Origin of the sequence: Nostoc sp. ChiQUE01b (assembly GCF_034531255.1) — a bacterium.
GTDB lineage: Bacteria > Cyanobacteriota > Cyanobacteriia > Cyanobacteriales > Nostocaceae > Nostoc.
Genome location: NZ_JAVRBM010000044.1, coordinates 56,727 through 73,447 on the forward strand (window position 1 = coordinate 56,727; position 16,721 = coordinate 73,447).

15 protein-coding genes and 1 pseudogene are annotated in these 16,721 nt (G+C 42.7%); 3 read left to right on the forward strand and 13 right to left on the reverse strand.

Features of this window, described 5'->3' with window-relative positions; genetic code table 11:
- Positions 1-246: 246 nt before the first annotated feature.
- Positions 247-1,467: a HetZ-related protein gene (locus RMY63_RS25240; RefSeq protein WP_322731339.1), complete on the reverse strand. Its 1,221-nt coding sequence runs from the start codon at positions 1,465-1,467 to the stop codon at positions 247-249.
- 405 nt (positions 1,468-1,872) lie between these two features.
- A complete protein-coding gene (locus RMY63_RS25245; RefSeq protein WP_322731340.1) occupies positions 1,873-2,532 on the reverse strand; it encodes an L-threonylcarbamoyladenylate synthase in 660 nt (219 codons plus the stop codon).
- A gap of 167 nt (positions 2,533-2,699) precedes the next feature.
- On the opposite strand from RMY63_RS25245, the gene larC reads away from it, so the two are divergent.
- Positions 2,700-3,986: a nickel pincer cofactor biosynthesis protein LarC gene (gene larC, locus RMY63_RS25250; RefSeq protein WP_322731341.1), complete on the forward strand. Its 1,287-nt coding sequence runs from the start codon at positions 2,700-2,702 to the stop codon at positions 3,984-3,986.
- 83 nt (positions 3,987-4,069) lie between these two features.
- Here the strand turns inward: larC and RMY63_RS25255 are convergent, their stop codons facing one another.
- The 4 genes from RMY63_RS25255 to RMY63_RS25270 all read right to left on the reverse strand — a co-directional run bounded on the left by RMY63_RS25255 (position 4,070) and on the right by RMY63_RS25270 (position 8,155).
- Entirely contained in the window at positions 4,070-4,654 is a 585-nt protein-coding gene (locus tag RMY63_RS25255) for a hypothetical protein (protein ID WP_322731342.1), read from the reverse strand.
- Between the two features lie 21 nt (positions 4,655-4,675).
- On the reverse strand, positions 4,676-5,956 hold the full coding sequence (locus RMY63_RS25260) for an acetyltransferase (protein ID WP_322731343.1): 1,281 nt from the start codon (positions 5,954-5,956) through the stop codon (positions 4,676-4,678).
- Between the two features lie 163 nt (positions 5,957-6,119).
- Positions 6,120-6,341 carry a hypothetical protein gene (locus tag RMY63_RS25265; protein ID WP_322731344.1) on the reverse strand — a complete coding sequence of 74 codons (222 nt, stop codon included), beginning with the start codon at positions 6,339-6,341 and terminating at the stop codon, positions 6,120-6,122.
- A gap of 263 nt (positions 6,342-6,604) precedes the next feature.
- Positions 6,605-8,155 carry an NAD(P)H-hydrate dehydratase gene (locus RMY63_RS25270; RefSeq protein ID WP_322731345.1) on the reverse strand — a complete coding sequence of 517 codons (1,551 nt, stop codon included), beginning with the start codon at positions 8,153-8,155 and terminating at the stop codon, positions 6,605-6,607.
- 747 nt (positions 8,156-8,902) lie between these two features.
- Between RMY63_RS25270 and RMY63_RS25275 the strand changes: the two genes are divergently transcribed.
- Both RMY63_RS25275 and RMY63_RS25280 read left to right on the forward strand, forming a co-directional pair.
- Positions 8,903-9,199 (forward strand): hypothetical protein, encoded by a 297-nt coding sequence (locus tag RMY63_RS25275; protein WP_322731346.1) that lies wholly within the window; start codon positions 8,903-8,905, stop codon positions 9,197-9,199.
- Positions 9,200-9,393: 194 nt separating this feature from the next.
- Complete coding sequence (locus RMY63_RS25280) at positions 9,394-10,524, forward strand: homospermidine biosynthesis protein (protein WP_322731347.1); 1,131 nt, start codon at positions 9,394-9,396, stop codon at positions 10,522-10,524.
- A 347-nt stretch (positions 10,525-10,871) separates the two neighbouring features.
- Here RMY63_RS25280 and RMY63_RS25285 read toward each other — a convergent pair whose 3' ends face one another.
- The 7 genes and pseudogenes from RMY63_RS25285 to RMY63_RS25315 form a co-directional block, all read right to left on the reverse strand.
- Positions 10,872-12,776 carry an adenylate/guanylate cyclase domain-containing protein gene (locus tag RMY63_RS25285; protein ID WP_322731348.1) on the reverse strand — a complete coding sequence of 635 codons (1,905 nt, stop codon included), beginning with the start codon at positions 12,774-12,776 and terminating at the stop codon, positions 10,872-10,874.
- Between the two features lie 1,261 nt (positions 12,777-14,037).
- A pseudogene (locus RMY63_RS25290) lies at positions 14,038-15,072 on the reverse strand (agmatinase family protein); the annotation flags it as partial.
- A gap of 102 nt (positions 15,073-15,174) precedes the next feature.
- A complete protein-coding gene (locus RMY63_RS25295) occupies positions 15,175-15,369 on the reverse strand; it encodes a hypothetical protein (RefSeq protein WP_322731349.1) in 195 nt (64 codons plus the stop codon).
- A gap of 58 nt (positions 15,370-15,427) precedes the next feature.
- On the reverse strand, positions 15,428-15,601 hold the full coding sequence (locus tag RMY63_RS25300; protein WP_322731350.1) for a transposase: 174 nt from the start codon (positions 15,599-15,601) through the stop codon (positions 15,428-15,430).
- A 19-nt stretch (positions 15,602-15,620) separates the two neighbouring features.
- Entirely contained in the window at positions 15,621-15,875 is a 255-nt protein-coding gene (locus tag RMY63_RS25305) for a hypothetical protein (RefSeq protein ID WP_322731351.1), read from the reverse strand.
- A gap of 59 nt (positions 15,876-15,934) precedes the next feature.
- Positions 15,935-16,243: a helix-turn-helix domain-containing protein gene (locus tag RMY63_RS25310; protein WP_322731355.1), complete on the reverse strand. Its 309-nt coding sequence runs from the start codon at positions 16,241-16,243 to the stop codon at positions 15,935-15,937.
- A 105-nt stretch (positions 16,244-16,348) separates the two neighbouring features.
- Positions 16,349-16,630, reverse strand: a complete 282-nt coding sequence (locus tag RMY63_RS25315; RefSeq protein WP_322731352.1) for a transposase family protein — start codon at positions 16,628-16,630, stop codon at positions 16,349-16,351.
- Positions 16,631-16,721: the final 91 nt, after the last annotated feature.

Genomic DNA, 16,721 nt, shown 5'->3' on the forward strand with positions numbered 1-16,721 from the left:
TTTGTACTAAATAAATACAAATGTATTAATAATTTGGATCGGGAACAGTTAGTAATTTAGATAATAGTTATTTGCGTAGGAGCGTGGGGAATTGAGGGGGGAAATTTAAACGCAAAGGGGCGCGGAGGGAAGCGCAGAGGCACGCAGAGAATTCGCTACGAATTAATGAAATGTTGTACTTGGTGTGTAAGCTAATTCGCGCTACTCGTGCCAGTGATAATGTTTTTTAGTTATTTCACTTTAGCTTCAACCTGTCTGGGCTTCAGTATGACCGTTGCGGATAGCCCATGCTAGTTCTAAAAGTTGAGTCCAGCGCTTTTGTAACTGTTTGGGGGTGCATTTGATGGCTTTGGCGATCGCAATGTCGTTTTCCCGTGCAGTTTTTAACTCTAATATTTGCTGTTGCTGTTCTGTGAGTTGATTCACAAAGATTTCCCACTGCTGGGAAGATAAACCCAACTTTTGCTCTAAACCCGCGCCTAACCATTGATGTACTAATTGCCAGTGGTGTTGTTTGGCAAACTTTTCTACGTGGTATTTAAAGCGTTGTTGGAGATAATCGCGCTGACGGCTGGTTAAACCGAGAATTTGGTCAATTTCTGGGGCTGAGAGGTCTTGAAGTTTCAAGCTGAGGTAGTTCATACAATCAGATTGACCTTGAGACTCCAGGTATTTCATCAATTCAGTGATGACGCGATCGCGTTCTGATTCTTCAGATGGATCGAAATTAGTTTGAGCAATCATTTGCGATCGCAGCTGTTGCACCGCCGAGTTACGCTGGTAAGATTCTGCTTCTTCACCCTTAGCAGACTCTACCGCCATTTCAATATCCACGGTAGTTTCTTGGGGCTGACGACGAGCAAAACCTTGGGCCCGCAAGATAATCAATTGCTGATTTGCACCACCAGGTAAATTAATCCGGCGTTTGGCATACTGTTCTGTAAAGGCCATGTATTCAGCTAATTGCAGTTGAGTACGCGGCGTGTGATCGTCAGGTAGTTCGTTTTCTCGGCGGAAAGCTTTGATAGCTTCGATATAAAATGCTTGTAAAAAATCTTCAATCAGGCTGTAACGAGCATCAAAGCCCAACTCCGAACCAGACATAGTGACATGACGGTAAACCATAGCACCCAAATTGCTATGTAATTCCACCCGCCCTTGTTTGGAACCTAGTTGATAGTAACGTAAGCATTTTTGCATCCGATGCCTTCCCAACGTCATCTGCCAAGACTTGATTTCCCCAGATGTTTGAATGCGGGAGCTTTTGTCGCAAATGCGTTCTACTTCTACGGCTATGCGCTTTGCTAAAGCTTCTACGCACTTGGGTGTTGCTTTCACTTGCGCTTGCATTTCCTCAGACAGCAATTGAATCAAGCGATCGCTGCTGCTATCTGAAAATTCTTCAGTCGAAACGTGGTTCTCAAAAATTGGTGTAGAGTTTGGTAGATTGACGACGTTAGCTTTCATGACTTTTCCAGTAGTATTGCACCGTAATTACAACGCAGACACAGCAATCAAGACCGTCCTTGACTGAAGAATCTTTAGGCATTCATCCATCAAGACTTGCCGTATATAATGCTCACATCTAAAGCTCATATATCAAAACTATAGGAAATACGAAAGAGTTACAGTTATGGCAATGTGTCGGTTTTCTTCACAAGCCACGATTTTAACGCTGGCACACAAGTACCTGCCATTTTCTCAAAGTTATCAAATACCTTACTGTGCCAAGTTTTGCCACCATCCTCTTATATCCACTGCTTCACCGAACAGCCCGTCATAGACATCGTTTTTAAATATGACAATTTTAAAACTGGAGTTGTTTTTATCACAATTTCCGAAACAAAGAGGTGCGCCTGTGAAGTGGAATTCTTATACCCATGCTGCTGCTGTTTCCCAACCTAAACCCCTCCGTATTATTGCTGCTTCGTCTCCAGTCATATCCAAGATGGTAGATACTTCATAAGTAGGTTCCTTGCCAGTGTCTACAATTATGTCTACCAACTTGTCCAAACGATCAAATAGCTCTACCCGCGACTGAATCGTTTCTGGATCTATCCGAACTATGCCATTATCTGCTTCATCTGGTGGCAGATGTGCTGAAGTTGAAATAATCGGATTGCCCAATGCTGCCAGCAACTCCAAACATACAGTATGGTTTGGTACTCTAATTCCAGTAGTTTTCCGCTTGGGGCTTTGCACCAATCGCGGTACTAACTTCGTAGCTGGGAGCAAAAACGTGTATGGGCCTGGAATCAAGCGTTTCATAATCCGATAGGCTGTGTCACTTACGAAGGCATAAGTTGCCACATTTGAAAGCGAGGGACATAAAAATGTCAATGGTTTATCGTTTGCTAGCTGTTTAATTTGCCGCACTCGTTCTACCGCCGACTTGGCATTCAAATCACAACCGATCGCATAAACTGTATCAGTAGGGTAAAGCATGACTGCGCCACTAGAGAGCGCCGACTTTATTTCCTCTATTCGGCGAATTTGAGGATTATCCGGATGAACTGGGAAAATTTTTGCCATAGGACGGGGATTGGGGATTAGGGACTGGGGATTGGGGACTGGGGATTGGGGATTGAGGATTGAGGATAGGGGACTGGGGATTGGGGAGAATAAAAAATGATTCATTGACAAATGACAAATGACCAATGACAAATGACAAATGACAAATGACTAATGACTAATTTTTTATGAATAAAATCGCTTATCTTCAATGTCCGACAGGAATTTCTGGTGATATGTGCCTGGGTGCTTTGGTAAGTTTGGGTGTTCCTGTGGAGTATTTAATTGAAAAACTTAATGGGTTGGGTATTGAACAGGAATATCAGTTAAGTGCAGAACTTGTTCAACGGAATGGTCAGCAAGCGACTAAAATCCATGTGGATTTAGTACACGATCGCCATCACCACCATCACCACGATCGCGAACACAGTCACCATCACACACGCCACTTGCCAGAAATAGAGCAGATGATTCTCAAAGCTCAGTTGCCATCACGGGCAGAAGCTTGGAGTTTGGCGGTATTCCGGCAGCTAGCGGTGGCAGAAGGGGCAGTGCATGGCATTTCACCTGAAAAAGTTCATTTTCATGAGGTGGGTGCTATAGATGCGATCGTAGATATTGTGGGTACTTGCCTGGGGTTGGATTGGTTGGGGATTGAGAGCAATGAGTCAGGATTGCCCCTACTTTACTGCTCGGCGTTTCCGACTGGTGGCGGCACTGTTCGGGCTGCACATGGTCAGATGGCAGTACCAGTCCCAGCGGTATTAAAGTTGTGGCAAATGCGGGGTTGTCCAGTTTATAGCAATGGCATTGACAGAGAATTAGTAACACCAACAGGAGCCGCGATCGCCACTACTTTGGCAAGAGATTTTGGTTCACCACCTGCGATCGCTATCAAGCAGATAGGACTGGGCGCAGGAACCATAAATTTACCCATTCCCAATATTTTACGCCTCTGGTTGGGTGAAAGTGCAAGTTTACAGGCAAATTTCAGTGATTCTGAAGCTACTAGCTCAAATTTGGAAACCATCTCGGTATTAGAAACCCAAATTGATGATTTAAGTCCACAAGTGATTGGCTATGTGTTTGAGGCGTTGTTTATGGCTGGGGCGCTGGATGTTTTTACCCAAGCGATCGGTATGAAAAAGTCCCGTCCCGGAATTTTGCTGACTGTGATTTGTCATCCAGAAAATTTACTCAGTTGTGAAGCCGTCATCTTCCGCGAAACTACAACTTTGGGTATTCGGCGAACAACTCAGCAACGCGCCATTTTACAACGGGAAATTCAACAAGTGGAAACGGAATATGGCAAGGTGCGTGTCAAGATAGCATGGAAGGGACAATCGCCAGAAAAAGTTATTGCAAATGTGCAGCCAGAATATGAAGATTGTGCAGACTTAGCCAGAAAACATAATATTCCCTGGCGCGAAATTCAACGATTGGCGCTACAGCGTTGGTATTTAGTTAATAGCTAAACTTTCTAATTCCCAGTCGGAGACTGGGAATGCCATCAGAAATATGAGAAAAAAGCAAGCATATCCTTATATGAGTGTTCTGGTCAGGATTTCACTTTTACAAGCGTGCCATTCGATTTAGAAACAGTAGTTGCACCAACCGCCATGACTTCAGACCATTGACTCACATGGTTGTCATCTAAAACCGCTCGCACTCGATAGCCAAGCTGAATTTTATGCATTAACAAGATTAATTCACGATTGAGAAGTCCTTGTGATTTTTGGTTTTGATTAGATGCAGCTTGAATGCGAAAGCAGCGATCGCTTTGACGTTGCAGCTTGGGTGACTTGCCTTCCATAATCACAGCTTGTAGTTCGTATTCTTTAGCTCCTGGATATGGTTGCCAGCAAAGTTGCCAGTAGGTTGACCAGCTAATTAACTGATTTGGTAAGTCCTTTACCTCATCCGAGAGTGTAGAAACAAGCTTCATGACTGGAGGTTGTACCACATGGGGCTGATTGGATGTGATGTCAGCAGTTACAAGGTCTATAGATGTAGATTGTCCAACCTTCTGTGCAGCTATAGATGAACTGTCACTAACATTTAGTATTAATCCAAACATTAAACTGAGCAGCAGAATTAATCTTAGGCATTGTACTTGCACTACCGACAAGATTTTTTGATACATAATTATGCAAAAGTTTTCTACTTACCACTCCACAGATGAGATCATGTTTCCGTTATCGGCATAGATTGTCTTAGAACCGATAGCCGTTCTGGGAGCTACTGTAGAGTTGAAGACGGCGCTTTTTTGCCCAACGGCTGATCTGCTGCCGATGATGGAGCGGAATACAACAGAGTTCGGCCCTAGCCCTACAAAATTATCTATCCTGGTTTCAGGGCCATTAGCAACACCATTGACAACCTGTCTACCACCATGAACTAGAACACGAGGCCCATAACCAATCTTGTTACCAAGAGTCAGGCTAGTTGTTTCTAAAGCGTGAAAGACAACATCGTTTGCCATACCAGCAATTTCCCCGATATTAAAGGGTTGGCCCTCATCAGCACGCAGCGAAATTCTATTACCTATTTTTTTGTTGAGCGTTGCTAGAGAATCTTGCAAAATGACATTGCCAATGATGCGGTTACGAAAGTTTGGCTTACGGGTGACACTCCCACCTATCTGCGGTAGCCCTCCGGGGTTAAAAGATGTGACTGGAGCGTAATTTATCCCTTGTACGTTTGACAAATCAGCTCTGGCTAGTTCTGTGTAACCTTTGGCAAATGCCTCATTGACTTCAATGATGGCTTCCATTAATCTCACGTCGGCTTCTGTCAGGTTTGCGACTTTACCGAGGCTGCCGCTACTAGCTTGGAAGTTGGTTGTGACGTTTTTACCTGGCAAGACAACTTTGCCAGCAGGTAAGGTCACACCAGGGCCAACCCGCGAGAGAAAGTTGACTACCGTGTTGCTTTCTATAGTTGCACCATTTATTTCACAGTTGAAGCTGAGAAATGTCTCTGGAATATCGTTGTTGAAGTGAGTATTGGTAATCGGGTCGCTAAAAGGCCCTGTTGAGCCTTGAGTACCTATTTTGGCTGCACCTTTGATGGTGGTCATGTGCGCCATAATTACTCGTGGTCCAATCTCCACTCCGGTTCCCGAAGCCGTAATCTTTACTTGATCTTGGACATTAGAATCTTCTGCAATGCTAATGGGGGCAATAGTAGCGTTTAACTCGGCAAACGGTGCGACATAGACTTTTTCACCCAAGCTAATATTTGTCGGATTGATGATTTTAGCAGTTGGATCAAGAAAACTAGCTGACTCTGACGGTGCTGTGCTTGGACATATAGGTAGGTTAGCCCTAGTGGGGTTACATACTCCGCCAGAAGCAACAGCAGGTTGTTTATGCAGCTGTGTAACTATGACAAGCGCTACGATAATTGCAGTTAAGGCGCTAAAAATTGCGCGAGTTCTGGACATAGAAAACTCCTCACGGTGTTTGGAATATTTGGCTATGGAAAATCTGCGTTAACTAGTTAGAAATATAGGTAGGCTCACACAGGCGCAGAAATTACCAAAAAATAATAATTCCTACTTCTGATTCTCAAAATAAGTCTATTCAGAACTTTTTTTAGCCAGATGTCTAACCACCCCAAAAACCCGCCAAGTTGAAAAATTTTAACAGGCTAAATAATAAGGTAAAAATCGAAGCTGTAACTGTCGTTGTTGCCTCGGCAACCGCCTCATTGTAAACTGTCTCCCAAGCTTCTGTTTCGCCAGTGGATTGCCGGTAGACTTGTGTGCTAAATGCTAACGTTAGGCCAAGTGCAGTTAGACCGAGTAATATCGTGCGACGCTTAAACATTATTCCTGGATACCTATATAGTTAGCCAAGTTAGTTTGGCAGTGTAAACCGTAAAGATAAAGGAATAAACCTTTAACTTTGCGTTTTGCCTAACCTATAACCATCAATTTTAGATTGACGCAATCTTAATTGCTGTCAACTAACACTATAGTATAACACTACTTGCTACTTGGTAGTAGAACTTTTGATATTGATAAAAACTATGTTGAGCATAAGACTGTTACGTGGCATTCCCAGTCGGAGACTGGGAACGAGGGAATTGACTAAGTTAGAGCTTCGATCAAATATTGTGTCAATGTAAACGCATCTACACCTAATTCGCTACGCTCTTGGGCTGCTAAAATACCTGCTTGCGAATGCCACCATGCAGCAGTTGCCACAATATCTTCTAGGGGAATCTGAGTTGTCGCTTGTGCCAACAATCCACCCAGTAGCCCAGTTAACACGTCACCACTACCACCACGCGCTAAGGCGGGTGTGCTTTCAGGAACAATCCAAACAGCACCTTGAGGGTTGGCGATCGCAGTTCTCGCCCCTTTCAACAATACTACTGCCTCACTTTGCGCGGCAGCTTCTTGTACTGCTTTCACCCTGTCATGTTTGGCATCGGCGACATCAGGAAACAATCGCTCAAATTCGCCAGTGTGGGGTGTGAGTACGGTTACTGCTTGGCGTTTTTTTAATGTGGCGATCGCTCCCATTTGTGCCAAAATATTTAAACCATCGGCATCGAGAAGCAAAGGGCGATCGCTTTTGATCGCTTCTTGCACAATGGGCGTAGCATCTCGTGTTAAACCGGGGCCACAAGCGATCGCATTAAAGGAACTCAGATCGGTGTTTTCTGGTAGTTGTAGATGGGCGATGGCTCCACTTTCCGTCTCTGGACAACCGACAATTAGCGCTTCTGGCAAGTGTGACACCAAAAGAGATTTCAGGGATTCGGGTACGGCAATCGAAAGCATCCCGACACCACTAGCTCTAGCACCCAAACCAGTTAAAATTGCCCCACCTGCATAGCGCCGCGAACCGCAAATCAGCAGTAAATGTCCTTCTTTATATTTGTGAGTAACTGCTGGACGGGGTAAAGGTAAAGTAGCAAGTGCCTTTGCTCGTGTAATACGTTTAATTTTCGGTGCATCTTTGAGAACGGCTTCTACATCAGCTAAAGGAATATCAAAATCGATTAACTCAGCTTTACCAAGATATTCCAACGCTCGATCTTGGAAGAAAGCGAGTTTCCATAAACCTAAGCAAAATGTGTGAGTGGCGCGAATCGCAGTTCCTAATACTTCGCCTGTGTCGGTGTGTAAACCTGAAGGTAAATCGATACTATAAATCGGTAAAGATAATTCATTTAGCTGATTAATTGCAGAGGTGATGGGATCGGTCAGGTTTCTTTCTAAACCAAGCCCAAACAAGCCATCAATCAACAAATCAGAATCTGGCAGTTGCTCAATTGTTTGATAAATTGGAATGCCCAAACTCTCGGCATATTGCAAGTGCTGCAAAGTTAATTCTTTAAGCTGAGAAAAAGGAGAATAAATCCAAACCTCATACCCGCGAAAGTATAATTCACGGGCTACGACTAAAGCATCGCCACCATTATGACCGGGGCCGACAAGAATTCCCACACGAGATCCCCTTAACAAAGGGGTGTTTGAAAGAATCTTTGGAATGCGACGAGCAATTAATCCCGCCACCTTTTCCATCAAAGCAACTACAGGCATTCCCGCTGCAAAGATCCGCTTTTCAACATCGTGCATCTGCCCAGCAGTCACTACCACTTGCGAAATTTGTTCTTGCCTATCTTGCATTAGTCCTGAGTGGTGAGTTATGAGTTTCAGAGTAACTGAAAGTTTAGCAAAATTGACTCATATTCCACCCAAAAATGTTACAAACCAATTTCCACGTCTTCAAGGATGCCGAGTGCATCGGGGATAAGGACAAAATCTGGATAAAGAAGCCTAGTCCAATCCATAATGTTCTATCACCTTCTATAACCCTCTCTGTCACTCTCCGGGAGGGCGATCGCGCTTAAGCCTCATGAGGCAATCAATACAAGCTATACTATTAGAAAAAAATGGGTCTTGCATTTGTTATTAGAGAATAATCGTGCGATGCCTGCGGTAAATGCTAGCCTACGCTTGCTATACAAAAGCTCTAGAATTCAGAAATGACAAATGTTTTCGGAAAGTGACAAAACAGGGATAAGTCGCGATTAACAACATGGTTACGTTGCTTAAAAGATTCGCTGCAACCAGAGAACCGCTAAAGCCACCACCAATGATAGCGATCGCAAACACTATTCACCTGATCTGCTTTCCCCTTGCCATCAAATCGCTTTGTCCACTCCTGCGCCCAAATAATCACTAACTCATGTATTTGCTCAGATGTTGGAACTTGCAGTAAATAGCACCAAATGCGGCTTTAGCAAACGAGCTTGATCGTAGGAGTTGACTAGTAAAAGAAGGCGATCGCTAATGCTTTGGCATCTTTAGTCAAAGCAACGTATCGCGATCTGTCTCAAAGTGATGGCGAATTGAAGCAAGATCCTTAAAGATATGTCATTAATTCAAAGTCTATCGCCTGAATTTAGACAACGCTGTGAAGCGATCGCTACTGAACAACGAAGCTTACTTCGAGTGCGATCGTTTGAGCCGTTAGCCGCAGACACTCTAGCAGCCAAGTTAGGGGCAACACTTTTTACGCCCGATCAGCTTCCAAATTTAGAGCCAGAGCAAGTAACACTGCTACTTGCTAACGATGAATGGTCAGGAGCGATTATAAGCGATCGCCCACTCTGGATTGTATACAACCCAATGCTAGTGAAGCTATGGTGCAATTTCTCAGCAATGTGACTAATGTGCCTGTGAAATGCTTATAAGGTTTCAAGACAGCTAATTATCGGAAAATCCCAAAAGGGATGAAAAAGGTTTCTTCTCCTACTCCTCACTTGCTTTTTCAAGTTAGTGGTAAAAAAAGTATTGCTATCACTTTGGCTGAAAGCTAGATAACATTAGATTCGGCGTGTTTACTGTTCGGGAGTGCCAAAATGTCTAAACAGCTGGGTCAAAAAATTGCACCTACACCGATATCAAATGATATCAACGTAGTGGATTTGATCGATCGATACTTCACCGCTTACAACTCAGCGCGGTTGCGGGAAATCTGCCAGCTACTGAGTCGCGATGTACTAACGGAAGGTGTCACGGTGGGAGTTAGCCTTTCCGGTGCGATGACGCCAGCAGGATTTGGGGTTTCAGCACTTGCACCCTTAATTCGCAACGGCTTTATTGACTGGATGATTAGCACTGGTGCAAATCTTTACCACGATATGCACTATGGTTTGGGTTTTGAACTCTTTGCTGGTAATCCGTTTTTGGATGATGTGAAACTACGTCAAGAAGGCACGATCCGCATTTATGACATTATTTTTGGTTATGATGTGCTGCTAGAAACTGATGCGTTCATCCGCAAGATTCTCCAAGGAGAAGCGTTTCAAAAGCGGATGGGAACGGCTGAATTTCACCATTTACTTGGTAAATATATCCGAGAAGTAGAAAAGCAATTGGGTGTGCAGCATTCCTGCTTGCTAGCTACAGCTTATGAATATGGCGTACCGATTTATACGTCTTCTCCAGGAGATAGCTCAATTGGGATGAACGTGGCGGCTTTAGCATTGGAAGGTTCGCAGTTGGTGATCGATCCATCAATTGATGTGAATGAGACAGCAGCGATCGCATATAATGCCCGTGAATCAGGAGGTAAAAGTGCAGCTGTAATTCTCGGTGGCGGTAGTCCTAAAAACTTTTTGCTACAGACTCAACCGCAACTTCACGAAGTCTTAGGATTAGAAGAACGAGGACACGATTACTTTGTGCAGTTTACCGATGCACGTCCAGATACAGGCGGTTTATCTGGAGCAACCCCATCGGAAGCTGTCAGTTGGGGTAAGATTGACCCGGAGGAGTTACCTAACACAATCGTTTGTTATACCGATAGCACGATCGCTCTACCACTGGTAACAGCGTATGTTCTTAACAAATGCCAGCCTCGTCCCCTGAAGCGTGTGTATGACAGGCGAGAAGCCATTTTGGATAAACTGCAAAAAGACTATCTAGCAGCCAAAACCCAATCATCAGATCAAGTTCCAGCAGCAGTTGCCGAAAGTGCTTCACAATAAACACCGACTTATCCCTGTGGGCGATTGATTCCGAATACTCACTAGGGGGCAGGGAGCAGGGGAGCAGGGAGGCAGAGGAGAGTTAGAACTGGATGAATCCAGCTCTAAACTCCGTTTATCCACCTTTGAACTGGATGAATCCACCTCGGAACTCCGTTCATCCACCTCTGAACTGGATGAATCCACCTTTGAACTCCGTTCATCCACCTCTGAACTAGATGAATCCACCTCAGAACTCTGTTCATCCACCTCTGAAGCTCAAGGCTTCCAATGCCGAATGCCCCATGCCCCATGCCGAATGCCCCATGCCCCATACCCAATGCCCAATGCCCCATACCCAATACCCCTCATCCCTTTTGTCCAATCAACAAATAAGTTGTCATCTTCCCTTTACCTTTAACTTCAATTTCGCCTCGTTTTTCAAATAAAAATTCATTACACAAGCACTTATAAATATCTTCTGTAACCTGGATTTGACTAGCAATACCTTGAGATTCCATGCAGCTAGCGATGTTTACTGTATCTCCCCAATCGTAAGTAAACTTGTTGAGATCAATTACTCCCGCCGCTACAGAACCGCGATGGATGCCGATACGGATGCTGAAGTTTTGGTTATTCTGAGTATTAAATAGAGCGATCGCAGTTTGCATATCTAGTGCCATCAGAGCGATCGCTTCAGCACGATCTTGGCGGCGTGTAGATAAGCCACCAACCACCACATAAGCATCGTTAATGGTTCTGATTCTCTCTAAACCGTATCGTTCGGTGAGGCGATCAAAAACTGAGAAAATTGGGTTGAGTAGGTTCAGCAGTTGAATTGCACTCATAGAAGTAGCAATTTCGGTCAAGCCGACGATATCTGCAAATAAAACTGTGACATCAGCAAAGTCTTCAGCAATACTAGCTGGTTGTTCTTTCACTTCTCTAGAAGTTGCGACGGGCAAAATATTCAGCAATAAACGTTCGGTTTCTTTCTGCTGATAGCGAAGTGCTTCTTCTGCTGCTACTCGCTGGGTTACATTGCGAAAAATGCCGCGAATCGCAACTGGATGACCTTCAACAAATTTACAATTAATATTACCTTCTAGAAAGATTGTTTGACCGTCTTTAGTAACGAATATAGCTGTTACTTGTCCAAGCTTTTCTCCTGATAGCACGCGATAAAATCTTTGCAAACAGCTTTGTTTAAACTCTGGATGTATAATATCGAAAATACTCATATTCGCAATTTCAGCTTCGCTATATCCCAAAGTTTCTCGCCATGCACGATTGACATATAAAAAACGACCAGCTGGATTGACACATTGAATTAAGTCATTAGCATTTTCAAATAAATCTCGATATCGCTCTTCACTTTCTACAAGAGCATCTTCTGCTTGTTTGCGTTTGATAAATTGGGCAATTTGGCTACCAATAGAACCCATCAATTGCAATAGGTCTTTATCTTTTGATAGTAACTCCCGGCTCAAGAAAAGCATCACTCCTAAGATTTCACTATCGTCTAAAATGGGGAAGCCAAAAGCTGCGTGCAATCCAGCCTCCGCAGCAGGTAGCGATCGCCTTTGATCTCCATCTACTGTGATATCTTTAATCCACAAAGGCAAACGTCTGATCCAAATTCGACCAGGTAAGCCAACACTAGCTGTATAAGTAGTTTGCCAGGTGATTGCTTTAAACTCTCGGACAGAAACTAATCGACTTGACCAAATTTCTACACACCTTAGTACTGCATTGAGACTATCTCCTTGTACCGAACTGCCAATATATTGACTTGGTGTCCAAAGTTCGCCTAAATCCCATCCCAAGTTTTGACAAATCGACTGCAAAATTTGTGGAATTCCCTGCTTTATGCTCTGTGATTCTGATAATATGCGAGTAATAGAATACTGGGCACTTGTACGCTGTTCCCGGCGTTGCCAAGCAGTAATATCCCGACCAATGTAGACAATATCTTCTAGTCCTTCTGTTTTTTTTTCAATCACTGAGCAAGAAAAAGCAATTAACAGTTTTTCTCTAGTTTTTGTTCGACAAACTACTTCTATATTCTGGGGATTGCATTTTAAATAAAAATGTTGATAAATAGCTTTAATTAAAATTTGATCCTCGTCAATGATTAGTGATATTGGTTGATTTATTAATTCTTTTTCCTCAAAACCAAATAATTGTTGAGCAGCACGATTTACTTTTTTTATTTTTCCTGAATTACTGGTTACTAACAAAGCATCTGCCATTGAAGTAATTACTTGTTCCATGCAATTTCTGTATGAGATTAAAGTACTTGATAACAGATTCGCTTTCTTGGCTGGCTGTAATAATTTTTGCTAAATGACGCTATCATCATAGTGATAACTAATAACTCAGTAATCATAATTAATAATTAATAATTAATAATTAATAATTAATAATTCAATACGAATAATGATTGTTTTAGCTATTCTTTCAAATATTTGATTAATATACAAGCCTGTTTTTCCAAAATTTATAGAAGTTCCTATTACTCAGTTTTTTTTACTAAGTTTATATTACTTGATTAAGTGTGCTATTTTTTCACATCAATCGAGTAGAGTTGAGTAAAACGACTAGTTCGTTGTGGCGGAAGTTTGCCTACCTTTAACAAGTTGTTCAGGCGCGATCGCCAGCATCTGGGAAATTGAAACCCGTCACTTTGTAATAGAGTGGCGAGTCTGTAGCTAGGTTCCCGCCACTCTCTTATTCTTCAATTCCATCAATGAAGTTTATGATTGTGCGCTGGCTACAATTTGATTCCAGGCTTGGACTGCTGTCTTTAAATTCTTTGGCAGGTTATTTTGAGAAATATTGTTGTACTGAATCGTACCTTCTTGGCTGGTGAGGGTGTAGGTGATATAATCAGCAGCACCACTGGGGGCAATTTACTCAAACCTTGGCGAGCGAGTCTTTCCAGTTTCGCATTTATCGATTGGGTTTCTAACACTAATTGCATTGATGAATCGAATGCGAGGCGCTATTCCAGACACCTCATATTCTGAGGATTTCTTATTTTCCTCTGCTTAGAGTGATGGAAGAGCGTTATATCATGTCCGGTTAAAGACTTATCATTAAGACCGCAGGGGGGCAGAGGGGAGGGGTTTTTGGGCTTTCTGCATAGAGAAAGGAAATTACGCCTGATGTAAATTAGAAAAGCCTCTTATCGCATAAGGGTTTCTAGACTCGCCCAAAATCGTAGTTTTGGGACTACCCACGAAATTACAAGGGTTTCTAGACTTAATTCACATTAGAAGTAAATTATAACTAATTAGCCGGACATGATATCACTGGCTGGAATTTGCACAGGCCCCAATCTAGTTCCGTTAACCTTTTGATTCAGCCTGAGTGCGGAACCTGTTTGATTAGTATGATAAACCAAGGTTTGGTCAACTCCGCCGACAACCACCCGCCAGCCACTTCCTATTCATCCACCAGTCGTACAGAATTAATTCTGAATTCTGACCGGAGCAACGGAAACGTCTCCGGCTCCGCTCCTGACTCCTGAATTCTGTTTGATAAATCCATCAAATTTGCCAGCTTGTAAACTACTCGCGCTCCAACATTACCATCCCACTCCGCATCACCCACTTCGCAGATATCAAAGCCAATAATTTTTCTTCCACTATTGACCAATTCTCGGAACAGACAAAAAGTTTGCTCTAATTCCAACCCACCCGGAACAGGAGTACCCGTACTCGGACAAAGTTTTGGATCTAAACCATCTACATCAAAGCTAATATAAACATACTCAGGTAAATGACTGATAATTTCTCGACATAAATCAATCCAAGTTGTTCCAGAGTAAAGCTTTTGCTTAATAGCGGGATCGTAATAAGCAATAATGCGGCTATTAGATTGGTCAATCATTTGCACTTCATCATGACTAACATCACGCAAACCTACCTGCACTAACTTAGAAATTTGCGGTATTTTCATCGCATTAAACATAATCGACGCATGGGAAAACTCAAATCCTTCATAAGCATCGCGTAAATCTGCGTGGGCATCAATGTGCAAAATGCCATAGTTTGGGTATTTAGCTGCTAATGCTTGGAAATAACCTAAAGGCGAACTGTGATCTCCACCTATGACTGCAACTCGCTTACCATTATTAATTGCTGCCTGACAACTTTCAAACAGCCATTGATTAACCTGTTGACCAGCCTGATTAATTTCTGTGAGGACAGATGTTAAATCTGGTGTATCTGAAAGTTGTTTACCTTGGGCTAATCGCCCGATAATTTTTGCTGCCAAAGCGCGGTGGTATGTGTTCTTCTCTAAAATATCTTGGGGAATTTCTTCCATAAAAATTCCTTGCTTCCAACCATCGGGGTGATCAAAATCGAACAAATCTAATTGAGTCGAAGCATCTAGAATTCGCTGTGGGCCATTAGCAGTGCCAGCACCATAAGAAACAGTGACTTCCCACGGCACACCAAAAACAATCAAGTTTGCAGACTCATAATCGCAGGGCAAACCTAAGAGGTTGCCATTTATTTCACCTACACCGCTGGGATTGTAGTCTTTGAATTGATTACTCATTGAGTATCTTCTGGATTTACGTGGATAGACAGCACGCCGCCTAATAGACATCTGCATTGTAATCAAAATTTTTCACAGGCGGTAAACTAGTGGTCTATCGCATTAATTATGCAGGGTTGGGTAAATCTTTGAAAGCTTGACTCTAGCGTCTTCTTTACGAAAGCGCCAATCCACACAAACTTTATTTGTATTGCGATCGCCTGACCAAGTTGAAATCTCTTTTTGTAAAATTTCAATATTCGGAATTCTTCGTTGAAGATATTGGCGCACAAGTACAGATAACTCGGATTCAACCATATTTAACCCTTCGGGTTCGCCAGTCGCTACAACGGGGGAACCCCCGCAACGCGCTGGCTCACCAAGTCCCATGTTTTGGTGTGTAATGAATCTCTAATTTTTTGGCAATTCGCCTGGCTTCTGACGGGATAAATGCTTCATATAAAGCACTGATTGTATGAGTATTTAAATTATCCATTACTAGTTGAATTACATCAGCATCTGGAAAATGAATATCAACCAATTCTTTCATACAATAAGCAAAATCAACTTTAGTTCTTCTGGGAGTAACTTAAGCAATGTCTCCATCCTAAATATGGGGCCAAAAAGGCGAATAAATTACAACTACCATTGCGTTCATATTCGTAATCAACTTTTTCCGCTATTCCCGGTTTATTTTCTGTTTTTGGTGTTGCTGGTATTGGTTGATGAACATCCCCAATTAATTGGCACAATCTTTCATCGAAGCACACTAATGGACGTTTTGGCTCAACTGCTTGAGCATATAAATCTAGTACATCTTCCATACAGCAGACAAATTCTGCACTGACTTTTGGGATGCACCATTGTTCCTTTAGCCACGGTTTTAGTTCGTTTTTTTTAATATGCGTCCTACTGTATCCGCACTTATGCTGTCTACTATTTCTAGGCTAACTAGCTTGTCTGCCAACAATTGTAATGTCCAGCGCTGCTGTCCTATGGGTGGCTGACTGCAAGTAGTAGCAATCAGAAATACCTCTGCCCTTGGAGTTAGCTTACGTGGTTTTCCAGGACGCGAACGCTCACTTAAAGTATTTTTCAAATTTTCTTGGACAAACTGTTTCCTTGTCCTTTCCACTGTTGCCACACTTATGTGTAGAATTTTGGCGATCGCTAGAAACGTTTCTGACCGGATTTAGGACGTTCAATGGGACTCTCAGTTACATCCATCACAACCGTTTTTGGTTTCTGTGACGGTATCAACAAGGACTTTTTTCCTTCTAAACGGAATCTCCCAGAACTAACCAACACACTTTCTTTTGCGTTGTACTGTACGGCAAACAGTTGATTCTGATACTTGCCAATCTTGGGCTATATGGAAGTAAGTTCGATATTCTCGCCAATATTGTAAGCAAATCAAAATCTGGTCTTCCAAATCTAGTTTATTTGGACAACCTCGCGTTTTTTTAGTCTTAACAGTATCTCGCATGATTCTTACCATCTCATCAAACGTTCGTCTTTGTACTCCCACTAAACGTTTGAACTCGCGGTTAGATAACTTTTTTGTTTGCTCGTACTGCATTGCACAATTGACTCAAGCGACAAAACCCTCTATCTTATACCATTTCACGAAAAATTTGATGCAAATAAAGCATCAAGAATAAAATCCCAAC

Bases quoted from the DNA above. Each gene is read 5' to 3' on its own strand.
- RMY63_RS25240 (WP_322731339.1), bottom strand. From the start codon at position 1,467: ATGAAAGCTAACGTCGTCAATCTACCAAACTCTACACCAATTTTTGAG.
- RMY63_RS25245 (WP_322731340.1), bottom strand. From the start codon at position 2,532: ATGGCAAAAATTTTCCCAGTTCATCCGGATAATCCTCAAATTCGCCGA.
- larC (WP_322731341.1), top strand. From the start codon at position 2,700: ATGAATAAAATCGCTTATCTTCAATGTCCGACAGGAATTTCTGGTGAT.
- RMY63_RS25255 (WP_322731342.1), bottom strand. From the start codon at position 4,654: ATGTATCAAAAAATCTTGTCGGTAGTGCAAGTACAATGCCTAAGATTA.
- RMY63_RS25260 (WP_322731343.1), bottom strand. From the start codon at position 5,956: ATGTCCAGAACTCGCGCAATTTTTAGCGCCTTAACTGCAATTATCGTA.
- RMY63_RS25265 (WP_322731344.1), bottom strand. From the start codon at position 6,341: ATGTTTAAGCGTCGCACGATATTACTCGGTCTAACTGCACTTGGCCTA.
- RMY63_RS25270 (WP_322731345.1), bottom strand. From the start codon at position 8,155: ATGCAAGATAGGCAAGAACAAATTTCGCAAGTGGTAGTGACTGCTGGG.
- RMY63_RS25275 (WP_322731346.1), top strand. From the start codon at position 8,903: ATGTCATTAATTCAAAGTCTATCGCCTGAATTTAGACAACGCTGTGAA.
- RMY63_RS25280 (WP_322731347.1), top strand. From the start codon at position 9,394: ATGTCTAAACAGCTGGGTCAAAAAATTGCACCTACACCGATATCAAAT.
- RMY63_RS25285 (WP_322731348.1), bottom strand. From the start codon at position 12,776: ATGGAACAAGTAATTACTTCAATGGCAGATGCTTTGTTAGTAACCAGT.
- RMY63_RS25295 (WP_322731349.1), bottom strand. From the start codon at position 15,369: ATGGTTGAATCCGAGTTATCTGTACTTGTGCGCCAATATCTTCAACGA.
- RMY63_RS25300 (WP_322731350.1), bottom strand. From the start codon at position 15,601: ATGAAAGAATTGGTTGATATTCATTTTCCAGATGCTGATGTAATTCAA.
- RMY63_RS25305 (WP_322731351.1), bottom strand. From the start codon at position 15,875: ATGGAAGATGTACTAGATTTATATGCTCAAGCAGTTGAGCCAAAACGT.
- RMY63_RS25315 (WP_322731352.1), bottom strand. From the start codon at position 16,630: ATGCAGTACGAGCAAACAAAAAAGTTATCTAACCGCGAGTTCAAACGT.